This is a genomic window from Streptomyces sp. NPDC101178, assembly GCF_044767965.1.
Taxonomy (GTDB): domain Bacteria; phylum Actinomycetota; class Actinomycetes; order Streptomycetales; family Streptomycetaceae; genus Streptomyces.
This window is the reverse complement of sequence record NZ_JBIWOZ010000003.1, coordinates 247,498-262,169: the sequence shown is the minus strand read 5'-3', so window position 1 is coordinate 262,169 and position 14,672 is coordinate 247,498. Positions and strand designations below refer to the sequence as shown.

General features: G+C 69.1%; 15 protein-coding genes. 9 read left to right on the top strand and 6 right to left on the bottom strand.

All coding sequences use genetic code 11. From position 1 onward, the window contains the following. Positions 1-326: 326 nt before the first annotated feature. Positions 327-2,159, bottom strand: a complete 1,833-nt coding sequence (gene dnaA, locus ACIRR8_RS09680) for a chromosomal replication initiator protein DnaA (RefSeq protein ID WP_404061289.1) — start codon at positions 2,157-2,159, stop codon at positions 327-329. A gap of 381 nt (positions 2,160-2,540) precedes the next feature. On the opposite strand from dnaA, the gene rpmH reads away from it, so the two are divergent. The 9 genes from rpmH (at position 2,541) to ACIRR8_RS09635 (ending at position 9,446) form a co-directional block, all read left to right on the top strand. Next, entirely contained in the window at positions 2,541-2,678 is a 138-nt protein-coding gene (rpmH, locus tag ACIRR8_RS09675) for a 50S ribosomal protein L34 (protein ID WP_003967884.1), read from the top strand. A gap of 19 nt (positions 2,679-2,697) precedes the next feature. Continuing rightward, a complete protein-coding gene (gene rnpA, locus ACIRR8_RS09670; protein ID WP_078949725.1) occupies positions 2,698-3,069 on the top strand; it encodes a ribonuclease P protein component in 372 nt (123 codons plus the stop codon). Further along, the gene (gene yidD, locus ACIRR8_RS09665) at positions 3,066-3,425 is read left to right on the top strand and encodes a membrane protein insertion efficiency factor YidD (RefSeq protein WP_404061285.1); all 360 of its coding nucleotides are present in this window, start codon (positions 3,066-3,068) and stop codon (positions 3,423-3,425) included. Before rnpA ends, yidD begins: the two co-directional genes overlap by 4 nt. A gap of 3 nt (positions 3,426-3,428) precedes the next feature. Beyond that, complete coding sequence (gene yidC / locus ACIRR8_RS09660) at positions 3,429-4,676, top strand: membrane protein insertase YidC (protein ID WP_404061282.1); 1,248 nt, start codon at positions 3,429-3,431, stop codon at positions 4,674-4,676. A gap of 14 nt (positions 4,677-4,690) precedes the next feature. Continuing rightward, on the top strand, positions 4,691-5,203 hold the full coding sequence (locus ACIRR8_RS09655) for a R3H domain-containing nucleic acid-binding protein (RefSeq protein WP_109978597.1): 513 nt from the start codon (positions 4,691-4,693) through the stop codon (positions 5,201-5,203). A 109-nt stretch (positions 5,204-5,312) separates the two neighbouring features. Beyond that, entirely contained in the window at positions 5,313-6,029 is a 717-nt protein-coding gene (gene rsmG, locus ACIRR8_RS09650; protein ID WP_404061278.1) for a 16S rRNA (guanine(527)-N(7))-methyltransferase RsmG, read from the top strand. Positions 6,030-6,347: 318 nt separating this feature from the next. After that, complete coding sequence (locus tag ACIRR8_RS09645; protein WP_404061275.1) at positions 6,348-7,424, top strand: ParA family protein; 1,077 nt, start codon at positions 6,348-6,350, stop codon at positions 7,422-7,424. Next, on the top strand, positions 7,421-8,497 hold the full coding sequence (locus tag ACIRR8_RS09640) for a ParB/RepB/Spo0J family partition protein (RefSeq protein WP_404061272.1): 1,077 nt from the start codon (positions 7,421-7,423) through the stop codon (positions 8,495-8,497). Before ACIRR8_RS09645 ends, ACIRR8_RS09640 begins: the two co-directional genes overlap by 4 nt. A gap of 331 nt (positions 8,498-8,828) precedes the next feature. Further along, a complete protein-coding gene (locus ACIRR8_RS09635) occupies positions 8,829-9,446 on the top strand; it encodes a GNAT family N-acetyltransferase (protein ID WP_404061269.1) in 618 nt (205 codons plus the stop codon). Between the two features lie 82 nt (positions 9,447-9,528). Here the strand turns inward: ACIRR8_RS09635 and trxA are convergent, their stop codons facing one another. From trxA to ACIRR8_RS09610, 5 genes are all read right to left on the bottom strand, one after another. Next, positions 9,529-9,864, bottom strand: coding sequence for a thioredoxin (gene trxA / locus ACIRR8_RS09630; RefSeq protein ID WP_404061266.1), 336 nt, complete (start codon positions 9,862-9,864; stop codon positions 9,529-9,531). A 44-nt stretch (positions 9,865-9,908) separates the two neighbouring features. Beyond that, positions 9,909-10,880: a thioredoxin-disulfide reductase gene (trxB, locus tag ACIRR8_RS09625; protein WP_404061263.1), complete on the bottom strand. Its 972-nt coding sequence runs from the start codon at positions 10,878-10,880 to the stop codon at positions 9,909-9,911. A 142-nt stretch (positions 10,881-11,022) separates the two neighbouring features. After that, positions 11,023-12,027 (bottom strand): anti-sigma factor family protein, encoded by a 1,005-nt coding sequence (locus ACIRR8_RS09620; protein WP_404061260.1) that lies wholly within the window; start codon positions 12,025-12,027, stop codon positions 11,023-11,025. After that, complete coding sequence (gene sigM, locus ACIRR8_RS09615; RefSeq protein ID WP_404061257.1) at positions 12,024-12,740, bottom strand: RNA polymerase sigma factor SigM; 717 nt, start codon at positions 12,738-12,740, stop codon at positions 12,024-12,026. The genes ACIRR8_RS09620 and sigM overlap by 4 nt, the downstream gene beginning before the upstream one ends. Before the next feature lie 101 nt (positions 12,741-12,841). Continuing rightward, the gene (locus ACIRR8_RS09610) at positions 12,842-14,566 is read right to left on the bottom strand and encodes a protein kinase family protein (RefSeq protein ID WP_404061254.1); all 1,725 of its coding nucleotides are present in this window, start codon (positions 14,564-14,566) and stop codon (positions 12,842-12,844) included. Positions 14,567-14,672 lie beyond the last annotated feature (106 nt).

The window sequence follows — 14,672 nt, the reverse complement described above, 5'->3', positions numbered from 1 at the left end:
TTCTGTCCACAGGCTGTGGATCACGGTTGGCCACAAATCCCCAGCCATGTGACCTGGCCTGATGGAGTATCGGCAGCCGGCCCTGTGGACGCAATATGGACAACTTCCCGATCCCCAGGCTGTGGACGGAAGAAAGTTCGCACATCTGTGGAGAAGGGCCTCTGAGCAGCCCGTATTCGAACAGTGGCGGGGCGGCGGAGGCCGCCGCGGCGACCCTCGGTCGTCCTCAGGGACGACGAAAGGCGCCTCGCGCGGACCGTGGGAGGTCGTCGCGAGGCGCCCTGCGAGCTTGCTGTGAGGTCCCGTGAGGCCGTGAGGAGCCTTCGTCAGCCGTTCTTGATGCGGTTCGTGAGCTCGGTGACCTGGTTGTAGATGGAGCGCCGCTCCGCCATCAGCGCCCGGATCTTCCGGTCCGCGTGCATCACCGTCGTATGGTCGCGGCCGCCGAACTGCGCGCCGATCTTCGGCAGCGAGAGATCGGTGAGCTCCCGGCACAGGTACATCGCGATCTGGCGCGCCGTCACCAGGACCCGGCTGCGCGAGGATCCGCAGAGGTCCTCCACGGTGAGGCCGAAGTAGTCCGCGGTGGCCGCCATGATGGCCGGCGCGGTGATCTCCGGCGCCGACTCCTCGCCGCCCGGGATCAGGTCCTTCAGCACGATCTCGGTCAGCCCGAGGTCCACCGGCTGCCGGTTGAGCGAGGCGAAGGCCGTCACGCGGATCAGCGCGCCCTCCAGCTCACGGATGTTGCGCGAGATCCGCGAGGCGATGAACTCCAGGACCTCCGGCGGCGCGTTCAGCTGCTCCTGCACCGCTTTCTTGCGGAGGATGGCGATCCGGGTCTCCAGCTCGGGCGGCTGGACATCGGTGGTCAGACCCCACTCGAAGCGGTTGCGCAGCCGGTCCTCCAGCGTCACCAACTGCTTGGGCGGCCGGTCCGAGGAGAGCACGATCTGCTTGTTCGCGTTGTGCAGCGTATTGAAGGTGTGGAAGAACTCCTCCTGTGTCGACTCCTTGCTCGCCAGGAACTGGATGTCGTCGACGAGGAGGATGTCGACATCGCGGTACCGCTTGCGGAAGGTGTCGCCCTTGCCGTCGCGGATCGAGTTGATGAACTCGTTGGTGAACTCCTCCGAGCTCACGTACCGCACCCGGGTGCCCGGGTAGAGGCTCCGCGCGTAGTGCCCGATCGCGTGCAGCAGATGGGTCTTGCCGAGCCCCGACTCCCCGTAGATGAACAGGGGGTTGTACGCCTTCGCCGGTGCCTCGGCGACCGCCACGGCCGCAGCGTGCGCGAACCGGTTGGAGGCGCCGATGACGAAGGTGTCGAAGAGGTACTTCGGGTTCAGCCGGGCGTGCGGCTCACCGGGTCCCGGCGCGGGCGCCGGCTGGGCGCCCATCGGGCCGGGGACCGAGCCGCCGGTGCGCCCGGGGCCGGTGGGACGGTGCTGCTGGTCGTGCCGGTCGCGCTGTTGCTCGTACCCCTGGCGCTCGGGCGGCTGCGAGCGGTAGTCGTGCTGCGGCTGCTGGGGCCGGCCGGTGCCGTACGGCTCGCGCCACTGCTCGGAGGGCTGGTCGCGGTACGACTCGGTCTCGCGGTAGGAGTCGGACGCGGGCTGCTCGCGGTCCTGGTAGCCGCCGTGGCGCGGCTGCTGCCAGGAGAGGTCCTCCTGGGTACGCGGCCAGGCGCCCGGCTCGGGGCGCTGCTGCTGGTAGTCGGGGTAGGCCGGGCGGGCCGTCGGCATGCCGTCGTCGGAGGGGCGGTGACCGTAGCCGTCGTACCCGTCGTCGCGGCCGTCGTCGCGCGGCTGGCCCGGGTAGCGGTGGCCCTGCTGGCTCTGGTGCGACTGGTGCATGGGGGGCGCCGGCGGGGAGGGCGGTTCGCCCGCGGAGTCGTCGACGGTGATCGCGATCCGGATCGGACGGCCGCACTCGCGGGTCAGCGTCTCACTGATGAGCGGTGCGAGGCGGCCTTCGAGGACGCGCTTGCCCCATTCATTGGGGACGGCCAGGAGCGCGGTGTCGGCGACGAGTGCCAGCGGCTGGCAGCGCTCGATCCACTGCTTGTCCTTCGGCTCGATGCCCTGCTGGCCCTCCCCGAGGAGTTGTTCCAGCACTCGTGGCCACACTGCGGCAAGATCGGCAGGTACGTCAGCCACAAGGCACGCTCTCTCGCATGTCCCACGAATGTGTGGTTCTCGGGACGGGGTGGGTCGGGATGGGTGAGGCCCGGCAGTCGGGAAGGAAAAGAACCGGAGTTCAGCCACGGTAGTCAGGCCGGGCCGCACGGTTCAAGTTGTTGTCCACAGGCTGTGCACAATGGGGGGTCGCACGGAGCCGGTTTGACCGGATGGCGTAGCCGCGCGTACCGTGACCAGGTCGAGTTGTCGATGGCTGCTGCCGCCTGCCTCCGATGGGCAAAGATCACGATCTGTGATTGTGAAGCGGTGCACTAAGGCGTTTACGCGAGTTCCTCGTGGGCGCACGGTGACAGCCAGGCGATGTCCCGCCAAGACACGAATCATTTCTGGAGCCCCCGAGTGAGCAAGCGCACCTTCCAGCCGAACAACCGCCGTCGCGCCAAGACCCACGGCTTCCGTCTGCGCATGCGTACCCGTGCCGGCCGTGCGATCCTCGCGAACCGCCGCGGCAAGGGCCGCAGCAGCCTGTCCGCCTGATCGCTCACAGGTCCATGACGTGCTGCCTACCGAGAATCGGCTGAGGCGGCGCGAGGACTTCGCGACCGCGGTACGACGAGGACGTCGAGCCGGACGTCCACTGCTCGTCGTCCATCTACGCAGCGGTGAAACGGACCCGCACGTGACGGGGGAGACTCTCCCCGCGCCGCGTGCGGGTTTCGTTGTCAGCAAAGCGGTGGGAGGCGCGGTCGTCCGCACCGCGGTGAAGCGCAGGCTGCGCCATCTGGTCCGCGACCGGCTGGCACTGCTGCCCCCCGGTAGCCTTGTTGTCGTACGAGCGCTGCCCGGTGCGGGCGACGCCGACCATGCACAGCTGGCCCGAGACCTGGATGCCGCCCTTCAGCGGTTGCTGGGAGGGGGCGCGAGATGAAGTACCCGCTGCTTGCCCTCATCAAGCTGTATCAGTGGACGATCAGCCCACTCCTCGGGCCTGTCTGCCGTTACTACCCGTCGTGTTCCCACTATGGATATACGGCTATCGACCGGCACGGTGCGATCAAGGGAACAGCGCTGACCGCCTGGCGCATCCTGCGATGCAATCCGTGGTCACCCGGCGGTGTGGACCACGTCCCGCAGCGCAAGCGTCCGCGGTGGCACGAACTGCTGCGCAACGTCCTGCGCCGCGGCAAGGGCGGGGAGCCCGCCGCTGATGTGCCGTCCGGGGGGTCGGTCTCCGAACCTCCGAGCCCGGCCACAGAGACCTCGCCCAATGCTCAAGGAGCCTGATTAGTGGACACGATCGCCAGTCTGTTCAGCTTTATCACCACGCCCGTCTCGTGGGTCATCGTCCAGTTCCACAAGGTCTACGGAGCGCTCTTCGGCGATGACTCCGGGTGGGCCTGGGGCCTGTCCATCGTGTCCCTGGTGGTGCTGATCCGGATCTGCCTGATCCCGCTCTTCGTGAAGCAGATCAAGTCGACCCGCAACATGCAGGTGCTCCAGCCGAAGATGAAGGCGATCCAGGAGCGCTACAAGAACGACAAGCAGCGTCAGTCCGAAGAGATGATGAAGCTGTACAAGGAGACGGGCACCAACCCGCTCTCCTCGTGCCTGCCGATCCTGGCGCAGTCGCCGTTCTTCTTCGCCCTGTACCACGTGCTGTCGTCCATCGCCTCGGGCAAGAAGATCGGCGCGATCAACCAGGACCTCCTGGACAGTGCCCGTCAGGCGCACATCTTCGGCGCGCCGCTGGCCGCGAAGTTCACCGACAGCGTCGAGAAGCTCCAGTCGCTCGACGCCACGCTGCTGGACGTCCGCGTCGTGACCGCCGTCATGATCGTGCTGATGTCGGCCTCGCAGTTCTTCACCCAGCGCCAGCTGATGACGAAGAACGTCGACCTGACGGTGAAGACCCCGTACATGCAGCAGCAGAAGATGCTGATGTACATCTTCCCGGTCATCTTCGCCGTGATGGGCGTCAACTTCCCCGTCGGTGTCCTCGTCTACTGGCTGACCACGAACGTCTGGACCATGGGTCAGCAGATGTACGTGATCAACCAGAACCCGACGCCGGGCAGCAAGGCGCAGGACGCCTACCTCCAGCGGGTGCTCAAGACCGTGGACTCCCGTGGCCAGGTCCGCGGCCGGACGCAGCGCAGGACCGTCAAGGCGATCGTCGCCAAGGGCCCCGACCGCAACGACATCGAGCGCAAGTTCATCACCGGACTGAGCAAGATGAGCCTCGTCGCGCAGGAGGACGGCACGGTCAAGAAGGGCGAGGTCCTTCCCGAGGGAGAGGGCGCCGCGCCCAAGCGCCAGCAGCCCAAGCGCCAGACCAAGGCGAAGCGCCAGACGCATGTCGCCGCCGGGGCCAAGGACGAGGCCGCGGCCGACTCGAAGACCTCGCTCCAGAAGCAGGACGCACCGCAGGACGACAAGCCGACGTCGGCGGGCAAGTCCGCCTCCGGCTCCTCACGCCAAGCCAAGTCCGGACAGCGCAAGGGCCCGCAGCGGCCCAAGCACCCGTCCAAGAAGTAAGAAGGAGTCCACCCGTGACGGAAGGCACCACCTCCAAGGCCGCCGCCGAGGGGAGCGACACTCTGACCCGCCTGGAACAGGAGGGGGAGATCGCAGCCGACTACCTCGAAGGCCTGCTCGACATCGCCGACCTCGACGGCGACATCGACATGGACGTCGAGGCGGACCGGGCCGCGGTTTCGATCATCAGCGACTCCCCGCGTGAGCTCCAGAAGCTTGTGGGGCGCGACGGTGAGGTGCTGGAGGCGCTCCAGGAGCTGACCCGGCTGGCGGTCCACCGGGAGACCGGCGACCGCAGCCGTCTGATGCTGGACATCGGCGGTTTCCGGGCCAAGAAGCGCGAGATCCTCGCCGAGCTGGGTGCCAAGGCCGCCAACGACGTGAAGACCTCGGGCCAGCCGGTCAAGCTGGACCCGATGACGCCGTTCGAGCGGAAGGTCGTGCACGACGCGATCGCCGCAGCCGGTCTCCGGAGCGAGTCGGAGGGCGAGGAGCCGCAGCGCTTCGTCGTCGTTCTCCCGGCCTGACCGGATCCTTGTACTGTCGGCCCCGTCTGTTCGCAGGCGGGGCCGATCTTTGTCAGCCTGATAGTCAGCCACCCACAGTGCGCTAGTGCGGTACGGAAGGACGGTCCCCGTGACGGACGCTGCAGAGCTCCCCCAGGCACCTGAAGAGGCGCAGGCGGTATTCGGAGAGCTCTTCCCGGAAGCTGTCCGGTACGCGGAGCTCCTCGCCGATGCCGGGGTGAAGCGGGGCCTGATCGGACCGCGCGAGGTGCCGCGGCTGTGGGAGCGGCACCTGCTGAACTGCGCGGTGCTCTCCGAGGTGGTGCCGGAAGGCGTCACGGTCTGCGATGTGGGCTCCGGCGCCGGCCTGCCCGGTATCCCGCTGGCCCTGGTCCGCCCCGACCTCAAGATCACGTTGCTGGAACCGCTGCTCCGCCGGACGAACTTCCTCCAGGAGGTCGTCGAACTGCTCGGCCTGGACCATGTGACGGTGGTGCGCGGGAGGGCCGAGGAGGTCCTCGGGACACTCCAGCCCGTCCATGTGGTGACCGCGCGCGCCGTGGCTCCGCTGGACCGGCTGGCCGGCTGGGGCGTGCCCCTGCTGCGTCCGTACGGCGAGATGCTCGCATTGAAGGGCGACACCGCCGAGGAGGAGATCAACGGTGCCAGGGCGGCTCTGAGCAAGCTCGGTGTGGTGGAGACCGAGGTGCTCCAGGTCGGTGAAGGTGTGGTCGATCCGCTGTCCACGGTGGTGCGTGTGGTGGTGGGCGAGAGCCCGGGCGGTGTGAGGTTCGCCGCAAAGAGGGCCAAGGCCGCGCGGGTGGGACGCACCCGGCGACGCCGCTGAGGAGTGTCCGCCGCCATACGTACGGGCAGGGCGAGGAGCGGTCCGGGATGGCCCCTTGCAGGCGATCTCTGTCGACTAGCAGGGAAATGCCAGGAAAGCGGCCATCCGTACCCCCTGCGGAGTGTCGTGGCCTGGTAGTTGCGATGCGGAGGCATCGTGTTTCACGTGAAACGTCGCTCTCTGCTGCAGGGAATCATCGGCCGCGGTCGTGCGGCTGCCACACCGCGCGACCGGAAACCCGTACGGGTTACCGAGTTGTCCACAGACCCGGATTCATCCACAGATCAGCGGGCCTCGCTGGTTCACGACCCCGAAAGCATGGCAGGCTCTGCTCATTGCGAGCCTGAAGTCGAGGAGAGTGAACCGTTGCGGTCCGACGCCAACATCGCGGGACCGATGACCGATCCGGTCCCCGGTCCCCGAACCGAGTCCGCGGGGGAGGATGTTTCACGTGAAACACCGCCGCCGATGGACGACACACCCATCGGTCGCGCCGCCCAGCTGGCTGTCGAGGCACTCGGCCGCGCCGGTGAGGGGCTGCCTCGCCCGGACCGTACGCGAGTCATCGTGGTGGCCAACCAGAAGGGCGGGGTCGGCAAGACGACCACGACGGTCAACCTCGCTGCCTCGCTGGCCCTGCACGGTGCGCGTGTCCTGGTGGTCGACCTCGACCCCCAGGGCAATGCCTCCACGGCGCTGGGGATCGATCACCACTCGGATGTCCCCTCGATCTATGACGTCCTGGTGGAGAGCCGCCCGCTCTCCGAGGTGGTTCAGCCCGTTCCGGACGTCGAAGGTCTCTTCTGCGCCCCCGCCACGATCGATCTCGCCGGTGCGGAGATCGAGCTGGTGTCGCTGGTGGCGCGGGAGAGCCGGCTCCAGCGGGCCATCCAGGCGTACGAGCAGCCGCTGGACTACATCCTCATCGACTGCCCTCCCTCCCTCGGCCTGCTCACGGTGAACGCGATGGTGGCCGGCGCGGAGGTGCTGATCCCGATCCAGTGCGAGTACTACGCGCTGGAGGGGCTGGGCCAGCTACTGCGCAACGTCGACCTGGTGCGGGGCCACCTGAACCCCGATCTCCATGTCTCCACCATCCTGTTGACCATGTACGACGGCAGGACCAGGCTCGCCTCCCAGGTCGCAGAGGAGGTCCGTACCCACTTCGGCAAGGAGGTGCTGCGGACGAGCATCCCGCGGTCCGTACGCATCTCAGAGGCGCCGAGTTACGGGCAGACGGTGCTGACCTACGACCCAGGATCCAGCGGCTCGCTCTCCTACCTCGAAGCCGCCCGGGAGATCGCTCTGCGGGGTGTCGGGGTGCACTACGAGGCCCAGCACACCCATGCCAGCATTCAGAACAGCCAGCAGAACGTTTCGGAGGGCATCCAGTGAGTGAGCGACGCAGAGGGCTGGGACGTGGGCTCGGTGCGCTGATCCCCGCCGCTCCCCAGGAGAAGCAGGTACCCGGGCCCGGAAGCGGTTCCGGCTCCGGTGGGGGACCGGTTCTGACGGCGGAGCGGGGGGTGGCGGCCGCTAAGGTGACCGCGCTGCCCTCGTCTCCGGTGGTGCCGGAGCCGGCGTCCGCGCCGGACCAGGAGTCGACGTCCGGTGCCTACTTCGCCGAGCTGCCCATCGGCACGATCACGCCGAACCCCCGTCAGCCCCGTGAGGTCTTCGACGAGGACGCGCTGGCCGAGCTGGTCACCTCCATCAAGGAGGTGGGTCTTCTCCAGCCGGTCGTCGTACGCAAGGTGGGGACGGACCGCTACGAGCTCATCATGGGCGAGCGCCGTTTGCGGGCCTCCCGTGAGGCCGGTCTGGAGCGGATTCCGACCATCGTCCGGGACACGGACGACGAGAAGCTCCTCCTGGACGCACTGCTGGAGAACCTCCACCGGGCCCAGCTGAACCCGCTGGAGGAGGCTGCCGCGTACGACCAGCTCCTCAAGGACTTCAAGTGCACCCATGACCAGCTGGCTGACCGGATCGGGCGGTCCCGGCCCCAGGTGTCCAACACGCTGCGGCTCCTGCGGCTCTCGCCGCCGGTGCAGCGGCGGGTGGCCGCGGGCGTTCTCTCGGCCGGCCATGCCCGGGCCCTGCTGTCGGTGGATGACTCAGAGGAGCAGGACCGGCTGGCCCACCGCATCGTGGCGGAGGGGCTCTCGGTCCGCGCGGTCGAGGAGATCGTGACGCTCATGGGTTCGCGTCCCACGAGCTCGCCGAAGCCGAAGGGCCCCCGGGCCGGTGCGCGGCTCTCCCCCGCGCTGACGGACCTGGCGACCCGGCTCTCCGACCGCTTCGAGACCCGGGTGAAGGTCGACCTGGGCCAGAAGAAGGGGAAGATCACCGTCGAGTTCGCCTCGATGGAGGATCTGGACCGGATTCTCGGCTCTCTCGCTCCGGGCGAGGGGAAGGTGCTGGAGCGCCGTCTCGCCGAGGCGCCCGACGAGGACGACGAGAGCTGAGCCCTGGGCCTTGTCGGGCGTCCGCTCGTCCGTAGGACCGCGTGAAGGGCGGGCCGTGTTCCGGCAGTGACCGGAACACGGCCCGCCCTTTGCCCTTTCTCGGTATCCGCATCACCTCTGGGTGGATACGATGCGATCTGGGATGGCGCATCCACGGTGATCGACCTCGGAGGAGGGCGGGGACCTTGCGAACAGTGAGCCGCAGCCGGCTGGTGACGGTTGGGCTGGGCCTGGGAGCCGTCGGGGGATTCGTCGGCAGCCTGTTCCATGAACGGAACGCGCTGGCGGCCGCACGTGATGCGGCGGGCGAGAGAAGTGAGGATTCGCCGCCATGGGGCGTCGGCTTGTACCGCTCACCTTGGACAACCTTCAGGATCTCCCCGAGCGCTGCCGCGCGTGCGTCTTCTGGGAGCTTGACCCGGTCAGCGGGGAAGCTGCGGTAAAGGCGGGCGAGCCGGAGCTGGAGAAGGAGGCCTGGATCTCCGCGGTTCTCCTGGAGTGGGGCTCCTGTGGCCGGGTGGTCTATGTGGACGATGTCCCGGCGGGGTTCGTGCTCTATGCGCCGCCTGCCTATGTCCCGCGCTCGACGGCCTTTCCCACCAGCCCGGTCTCCCCCGACGCCGTTCAGCTCATCACCGGTCTGATCGTTCCGGGGTATCAGGGCCAAGGGCTCGGCCGCGTCATGGTGCAGACGGTGGCCAAGGACGTGCTCCGCCGGGGCTTCAAGGCGATCGAGGCGTTCGGGGACGCGCGGGCGGAGCAGTTCGGCTGTGTGCTCCCGGCGGATCACCTGCTGGCGGTGGGCTTCAAGACCGTGCGGCCCCACCCTCGGTATCCGCGGCTGAGGCTGGAGCTGCGGACGACGCTCTCCTGGAAGGAGGACGTCGAGATGGCGCTCGACCGGCTCCTGGGGGCGGTGCAGAAGGAACCGGTGTTACGACCGCTCTGATCGGACGCGGCATACGCGAACGGGCCCACCTCCGATGCGAGGTGGGCCCGTTTCACGTGAAACATCGCGCCGGGGCGCGCGCCTACTTGGCGGTGATGAAGCCTTCGAGGTCGCGGAGGATCGCGGCCTTCGGCTTGGCGCCGACGATGGTCTTGGCGACCTCGCCGCCCTGGTAGACGTTGAGCGTCGGGATGGACATCACGCCGTACTTGGCGGCGGTGGCCGGGTTCTCGTCGATGTTGAGCTTGACGATTTCGATCTGGTCGCCGTGCTCCTTCGCGATCGCCTCCAGGGAGGGGGCGATCTGGCGGCACGGGCCGCACCAGGCAGCCCAGAAGTCCACCAGGACGGGCTTCTCGCTCTTCAGGACGACATCGTCGAAGGTGTCGTCGGTAACGTGCTTCAGGTCGCCGGCCACGGCGGTCTCCTTGGTCTCTCGGGGTGGGCGTGCGGTGGGGCAGTTCAGACGGCCGGGGTCTTCTCCGGCTCGGCGGGCTCCGCGTCGGCCAGCGCGGCGAGGAAGCGCTCGGCGTCCAGCGCCGCTGAGCAGCCGGTGCCGGCGGCGGTGATGGCCTGCCGGTAGGTGTGGTCGACCACGTCACCGGCGCCGAAGACACCGGTCAGGTTGGTGCGGGTGGAGGGCGCCTCGACCTTCAGGTACCCCTCGTCGTCGAGTTCGAGCTGGCCCTTAAAGAGCTCGGTGCGCGGGTCGTGCCCGACGGCGATGAAGAGGCCGGTCACGGGAAGCTCGGAGAGTTCGCCGGTCTTGGTGTTCCGCAGGGTCAGACCCGAGAGCTTCTGCTCCCCCTTGACCTCGGCGACCTCGCTGTCCCAGGCGAACTTGATCTTCGGGTCGGCGAAGGCCCGGTCCTGCATCGCCTTGGAGGCGCGCAGGGTGTCGCGGCGGTGGACGATCGTGACGGACTTGGCGAAGCGGGAGAGGAAGGTCGCCTCCTCCATCGCCGTGTCGCCGCCGCCGACTACGGCGATGTCGTGGTCCTTGAAGAAGAAGCCGTCGCAGGTGGCGCACCAGGAGACACCGCGGCCGGAGAGCGCGTCCTCATTGGGCAGGCCGAGCTTGCGGTGCTGGGAGCCGGTGGTGACGATGACGGCCTTGGCGCGGTGAACGGTGCCCGCCGTGTCAGTGACCGTCTTGACGTCACCCGTGAGGTCGACGGCGACGACATCGTCGGGAACCAGCTCGGCGCCGAAGCGCTCGGCCTGGGCGCGCATGTTGTCCATGAGCTCGGGGCCCATGATGCCGTCCTGGAAGCCGGGGAAGTTCTCCACGTCGGTGGTGTTCATCAGCGCGCCGCCGGCCGTGACCGCGCCCTCGAAGACCAGCGGGCTCAGTGAGGCACGGGCGGTGTAGAGCGCGGCGGTGTACCCGGCCGGTCCGGAGCCGATGATGATCACATTACGGACGTCGCTCACGGGTTTCTTCCTCGTCTCTGCAGACTGCCTACTGCCTACGGGGTCGGTTCAACGACTCTCACCCCACCCAACGGATCCTACGGGTGATGCATTCCCGTGGTGCAATCCCGCGTCGCACCATGGGCACGTGCCGTAGCGATCCTCAGGGGCGGTCGTACGCCTCCGTCAGCAGCAGCCGGCCGGTGGACCCGGGATCGGTGTCCACGCAGGAGGAGGCGATTACATAGGCCTGCACGCGGGCCGGGTCGCTCGGGTGCGGAAGGACGACGAGGAAGGCGTCGGTTCCCTGATACATGCCTTCGTCGAGGGCGAGGGCCGGTGTGGTGCGACCGGTGGCCTGCTGCACGCACGGCGGAACCACGACCGCAGGGGCGAGCAGCGGGCTCTTGGAGGCCTTGGTGCCGGGCGACTCCGCTTCCGGCTCCATCTGCTCGTCCGCGCTCGGCGACCGCTTCTGCCCGGTGAAGTCCTCCGCACCCACCCCGCCGGCGAGGAGGTCCTGGACCTTGGTCTCCAGTGTGTCCCGGGAGTAGGCGTGTGCCCCGCTCTCGGAGGCGCTGACGGCCTGGTCGGCCGTCGCGCCCGAGTTGGAGGAGGACGACAGGTTCTGGAGGAAGAAGACGCTCATGCCGATGATCGCGGCACCGCACGCGGCGCCCAGGAACACCGCACGCCTACGGCGTCGGGCACGGCTGCGCCCGGGCCCCGTGGAGGCCTGGGGGTGGCCCGCCGGGCGGGCCGGGGAGGAGCCGGTACGGAGCGTCAGCGGGGACGGTCCACCGGTCTCCGCGCCCTCTGTTTCACGTGAAACACCGGTCTCAGCGCCTTCTGTTTCACGTGAAACATCGTCCTCGTGTGAAACAGCGGCGGCTCGGGAGGCATCGGCGGGGGTGTCGGCCGTACGTGCCTCGGCGGCGAGCGCCGCGTCGATGCGCGCGGCGATGTCGTCGGGCATCGGCTCAGGTTCGGGCAGGGCGCCGAGCAGCCCGCGGACCTCCTCCAGGGAGTCCCGTATCTCCGCGCACAGCTCGCACTCCGCGAGGTGGTCGCGGATCTCCTCGGCGCGGGTAGGCGGGAGCAGCCCCTCGGTGAGATCGGAGATCTCGGAGACCTCCGGGTGCTGAGCCGTGTCGGTCGTGGATGTCACGGGCGTCCACCTCCTCCCTTCGCAGCGGCCGGGTCGTTCGCTTCCGTGTCCTTCGGTCCTGACGCAGGTGGGACGGATGGACCGGGCGTCCGGTTCCTTCCGTTGACGCGGGTCTCCCCGTCGGGGTCCTCGGCTCCGGTCCCGCCGCGCAGATGCCGGACCAGAGGGGCCAGTCTCGCCCGGCCCCGGGCACACCGGCTCTTCACGGTGCCGGTCGGTACGTCCAGGACTGCGGCGGCCTCGGCCACCGGGTAGCCCTGCATGTCGACCAGGACGAGGGCCGCGCGCTGTTCGGCGGGGAGGGTGGTCAGGGCGGCGAAGAGCTGGCGGTGCAGATCCTGCCGCTCGGCGGGGGCCTCGGCCGACTCGTGCGGTTCCAGCAGCTGGTCTAGTCGGTCCGCGTCGTCCACCGGTGACGTCTTGCGGGAAGCGGCCTTGCGGACCCGGTCGAGGCAGGCGTTGACGGTGATGCGGTGCAGCCAGGTCGTGACGGCGGACTGGCCGCGGAAGGTGTGGGCGGCCCGGAAGGCGGAGACGAGGGCGTCCTGGACGGCGTCGGCGGCCTCTTCCCTGTCCCCGAGCGTGCGCAGCGCGACGGCCCACAGCCGGTCGCGGTGGCGGCGTACGAGCTCACCGAAGGCGTCGGGGTCGCCCGCCACATGGAGGGCGAGCAGGTCCGAGTCGCTCGGTGCCTCTGGTGGAACGGAATCCACCGTGCTCCCCCTCCGAAACGGATCCGATGTCGTGTGCCACATTAACGGGCCGCGCGCCGGATGATCAGGGCCGGTGCGGAGTCTCCACACCAGCTCCCCGATCAGCCGAGGACGGAGATTCCCGCGATCCCGCCGCGGTAGCCGCCGGTGCCGTCCTCGGGCAGCTCCGTGACGTGGATCAGGATGTAGCGCGTCCGGATGGGCTTCTCCAGCTCCTCCTTGAGCGTCCGGCCCGCGACCTGCTTCTCGGCGATCCGCTGCGGGAAGTCCGCCGAGGAGGACGGTGACGAGGCGTCCGGCCCCGCGCCGAACACCGCAGTCGTCTGGCCGGGGCGGTACATGTCCACCTCGATGGAGCGGACGTCCTGGACCTTCCCGAGGTCGACGATGATCCCGCTGCCCTGCTGGCGCTGGGGCAGGTTGCCGAAGTTGGCGAAGCCCCGGTAGCGAGGGGTGATCCAGGCCGTGGACGAGTCGTCGTCGATGGCGTTCGGTACGTCGCCCGGCTGGATCCCCGAACCGTCGGGCATGAACTCGGTGGCGTCCGCGATGATCAGCGGCTTGGGCGGGGCGGGGGCCGGCTTCTCGTCGTCGGTCTGCTGGGTGACGCCGGTGTCGTCGGAGCCCTTGCGCTGGTCGAGCAGGATCTCCGCGAGCTGCCAGCTGCCGAGGCCGAGCGCGGCGATGAGCAGTGCCGAGACGCTCCACTTGAGTATCCGTCCGGTACGGCTCTGGAGAGGCGCCGGGGGTGGTGCCAGCACCGGCTGGGTCGCGGACGGGGGATGGCTGGACGGCCGTCCGTACGTGCCCTGCTGATAGGTCGTCTGGTAGACGGGCTGGGCGGCGAACGTGGGCTCCGGCGGCCGGACGCGCGGCATCGCCGCGACGGCCTTGGCCAGTTCGTCCGGGGTGGTGCAGGGCGGTTCCTGCCGGGACGCGGTGGCCCCGTCGTTGGCCAGCGCGCGCATGGCGAGTTCGGAGAGGCCGCGGTGGACGCCGGCACGGACCTGGTCCGGAGCGATGAGCCCCATGCCCTTGGGCAGCCCGGAGAGGCCGTACGCGTCGCTCTCGTACGGCCAGCGCTTGGTCAGTGCCGCGTACAGCAGTGCGCCGATCGCCTCGGTGTCCTGGCGCAGGGGGCGCTCGGAGGTGATGCCGCGCAGGGCGGCGTTCACCGCGAGGCCGCGGATCCGGTACTGGCCGGTGGAGCTGCGCAGTACGGCGCCGGGGGTGAGCCGAAGGTGCGTCAGGCCTTCGCGGTGGGCGGCGGCCATCGCGTGGGAGAGCTGGCTGACGAGCTGGTAGGCGTCGTGGGCCTCCATCGGTCCGGCGGCCAGCAGAGCGGTGAGCTCGACGGCGTCCGGGAGCCATTCGTGGACGACGTAGACGAGGTCGTCCTCCTCGACGGCGTCCAGGACCTGGACGAAGCGGGGGTCGCCGAGCAGGGCGGACGACCGGGCCGCGGCCAGCACGGAGCGGGCCCGGGGGTGGCCGGCGGGCAGCAGGTGCACGCCGACCGCGCGGCGCAGTTTCTCGTCGACCGCCCGCCAGCTGCTGAAGCCGTCCAGACGGGTGACGCACTCCTCCAGCCGGTAGCGCTCGGCCAGTTTGTGGCCGCTGTGTACGTCGGGGGTCGCCGGAACGGTCTCGGAACGGGCCCGCCCGTCGTCCTGGCCCTCGGAGCTCCCGGGCTTCTCGGGGCCCGCGTCCCCGGTCTCCTCGGCCTGCGTCGTTCCGTCGTTCGTCGCCTCGTCCGCCTTGGCGGCCGACGGCTCGTCGCCGCCGTTGTCGGCCACGTCGACGGCAGCCGTGCTACGTTCCGCCACCGTCGTTCCTGCCTCCCCATCCGTTGCGCGAAGCCGGCCAGCTCGCCACAGTCACGCCAATTGTGCCCACACTCCGGCGCTATCCACGACACGCGGAGTCCGGCGA

What these genes read in the sequence shown, in the direction of transcription:
- ACIRR8_RS09635 (WP_404061269.1), top strand. Translation starts at nt 8,829, where the DNA reads ATGGGGCGTCGGCTTGTACCGCTCACCTTGGACAACCTTCAGGATCTC.
- yidD (WP_404061285.1), top strand. Translation starts at nt 3,066, where the DNA reads ATGAAGTACCCGCTGCTTGCCCTCATCAAGCTGTATCAGTGGACGATC.
- ACIRR8_RS09645 (WP_404061275.1), top strand. Translation starts at nt 6,348, where the DNA reads ATGGCAGGCTCTGCTCATTGCGAGCCTGAAGTCGAGGAGAGTGAACCG.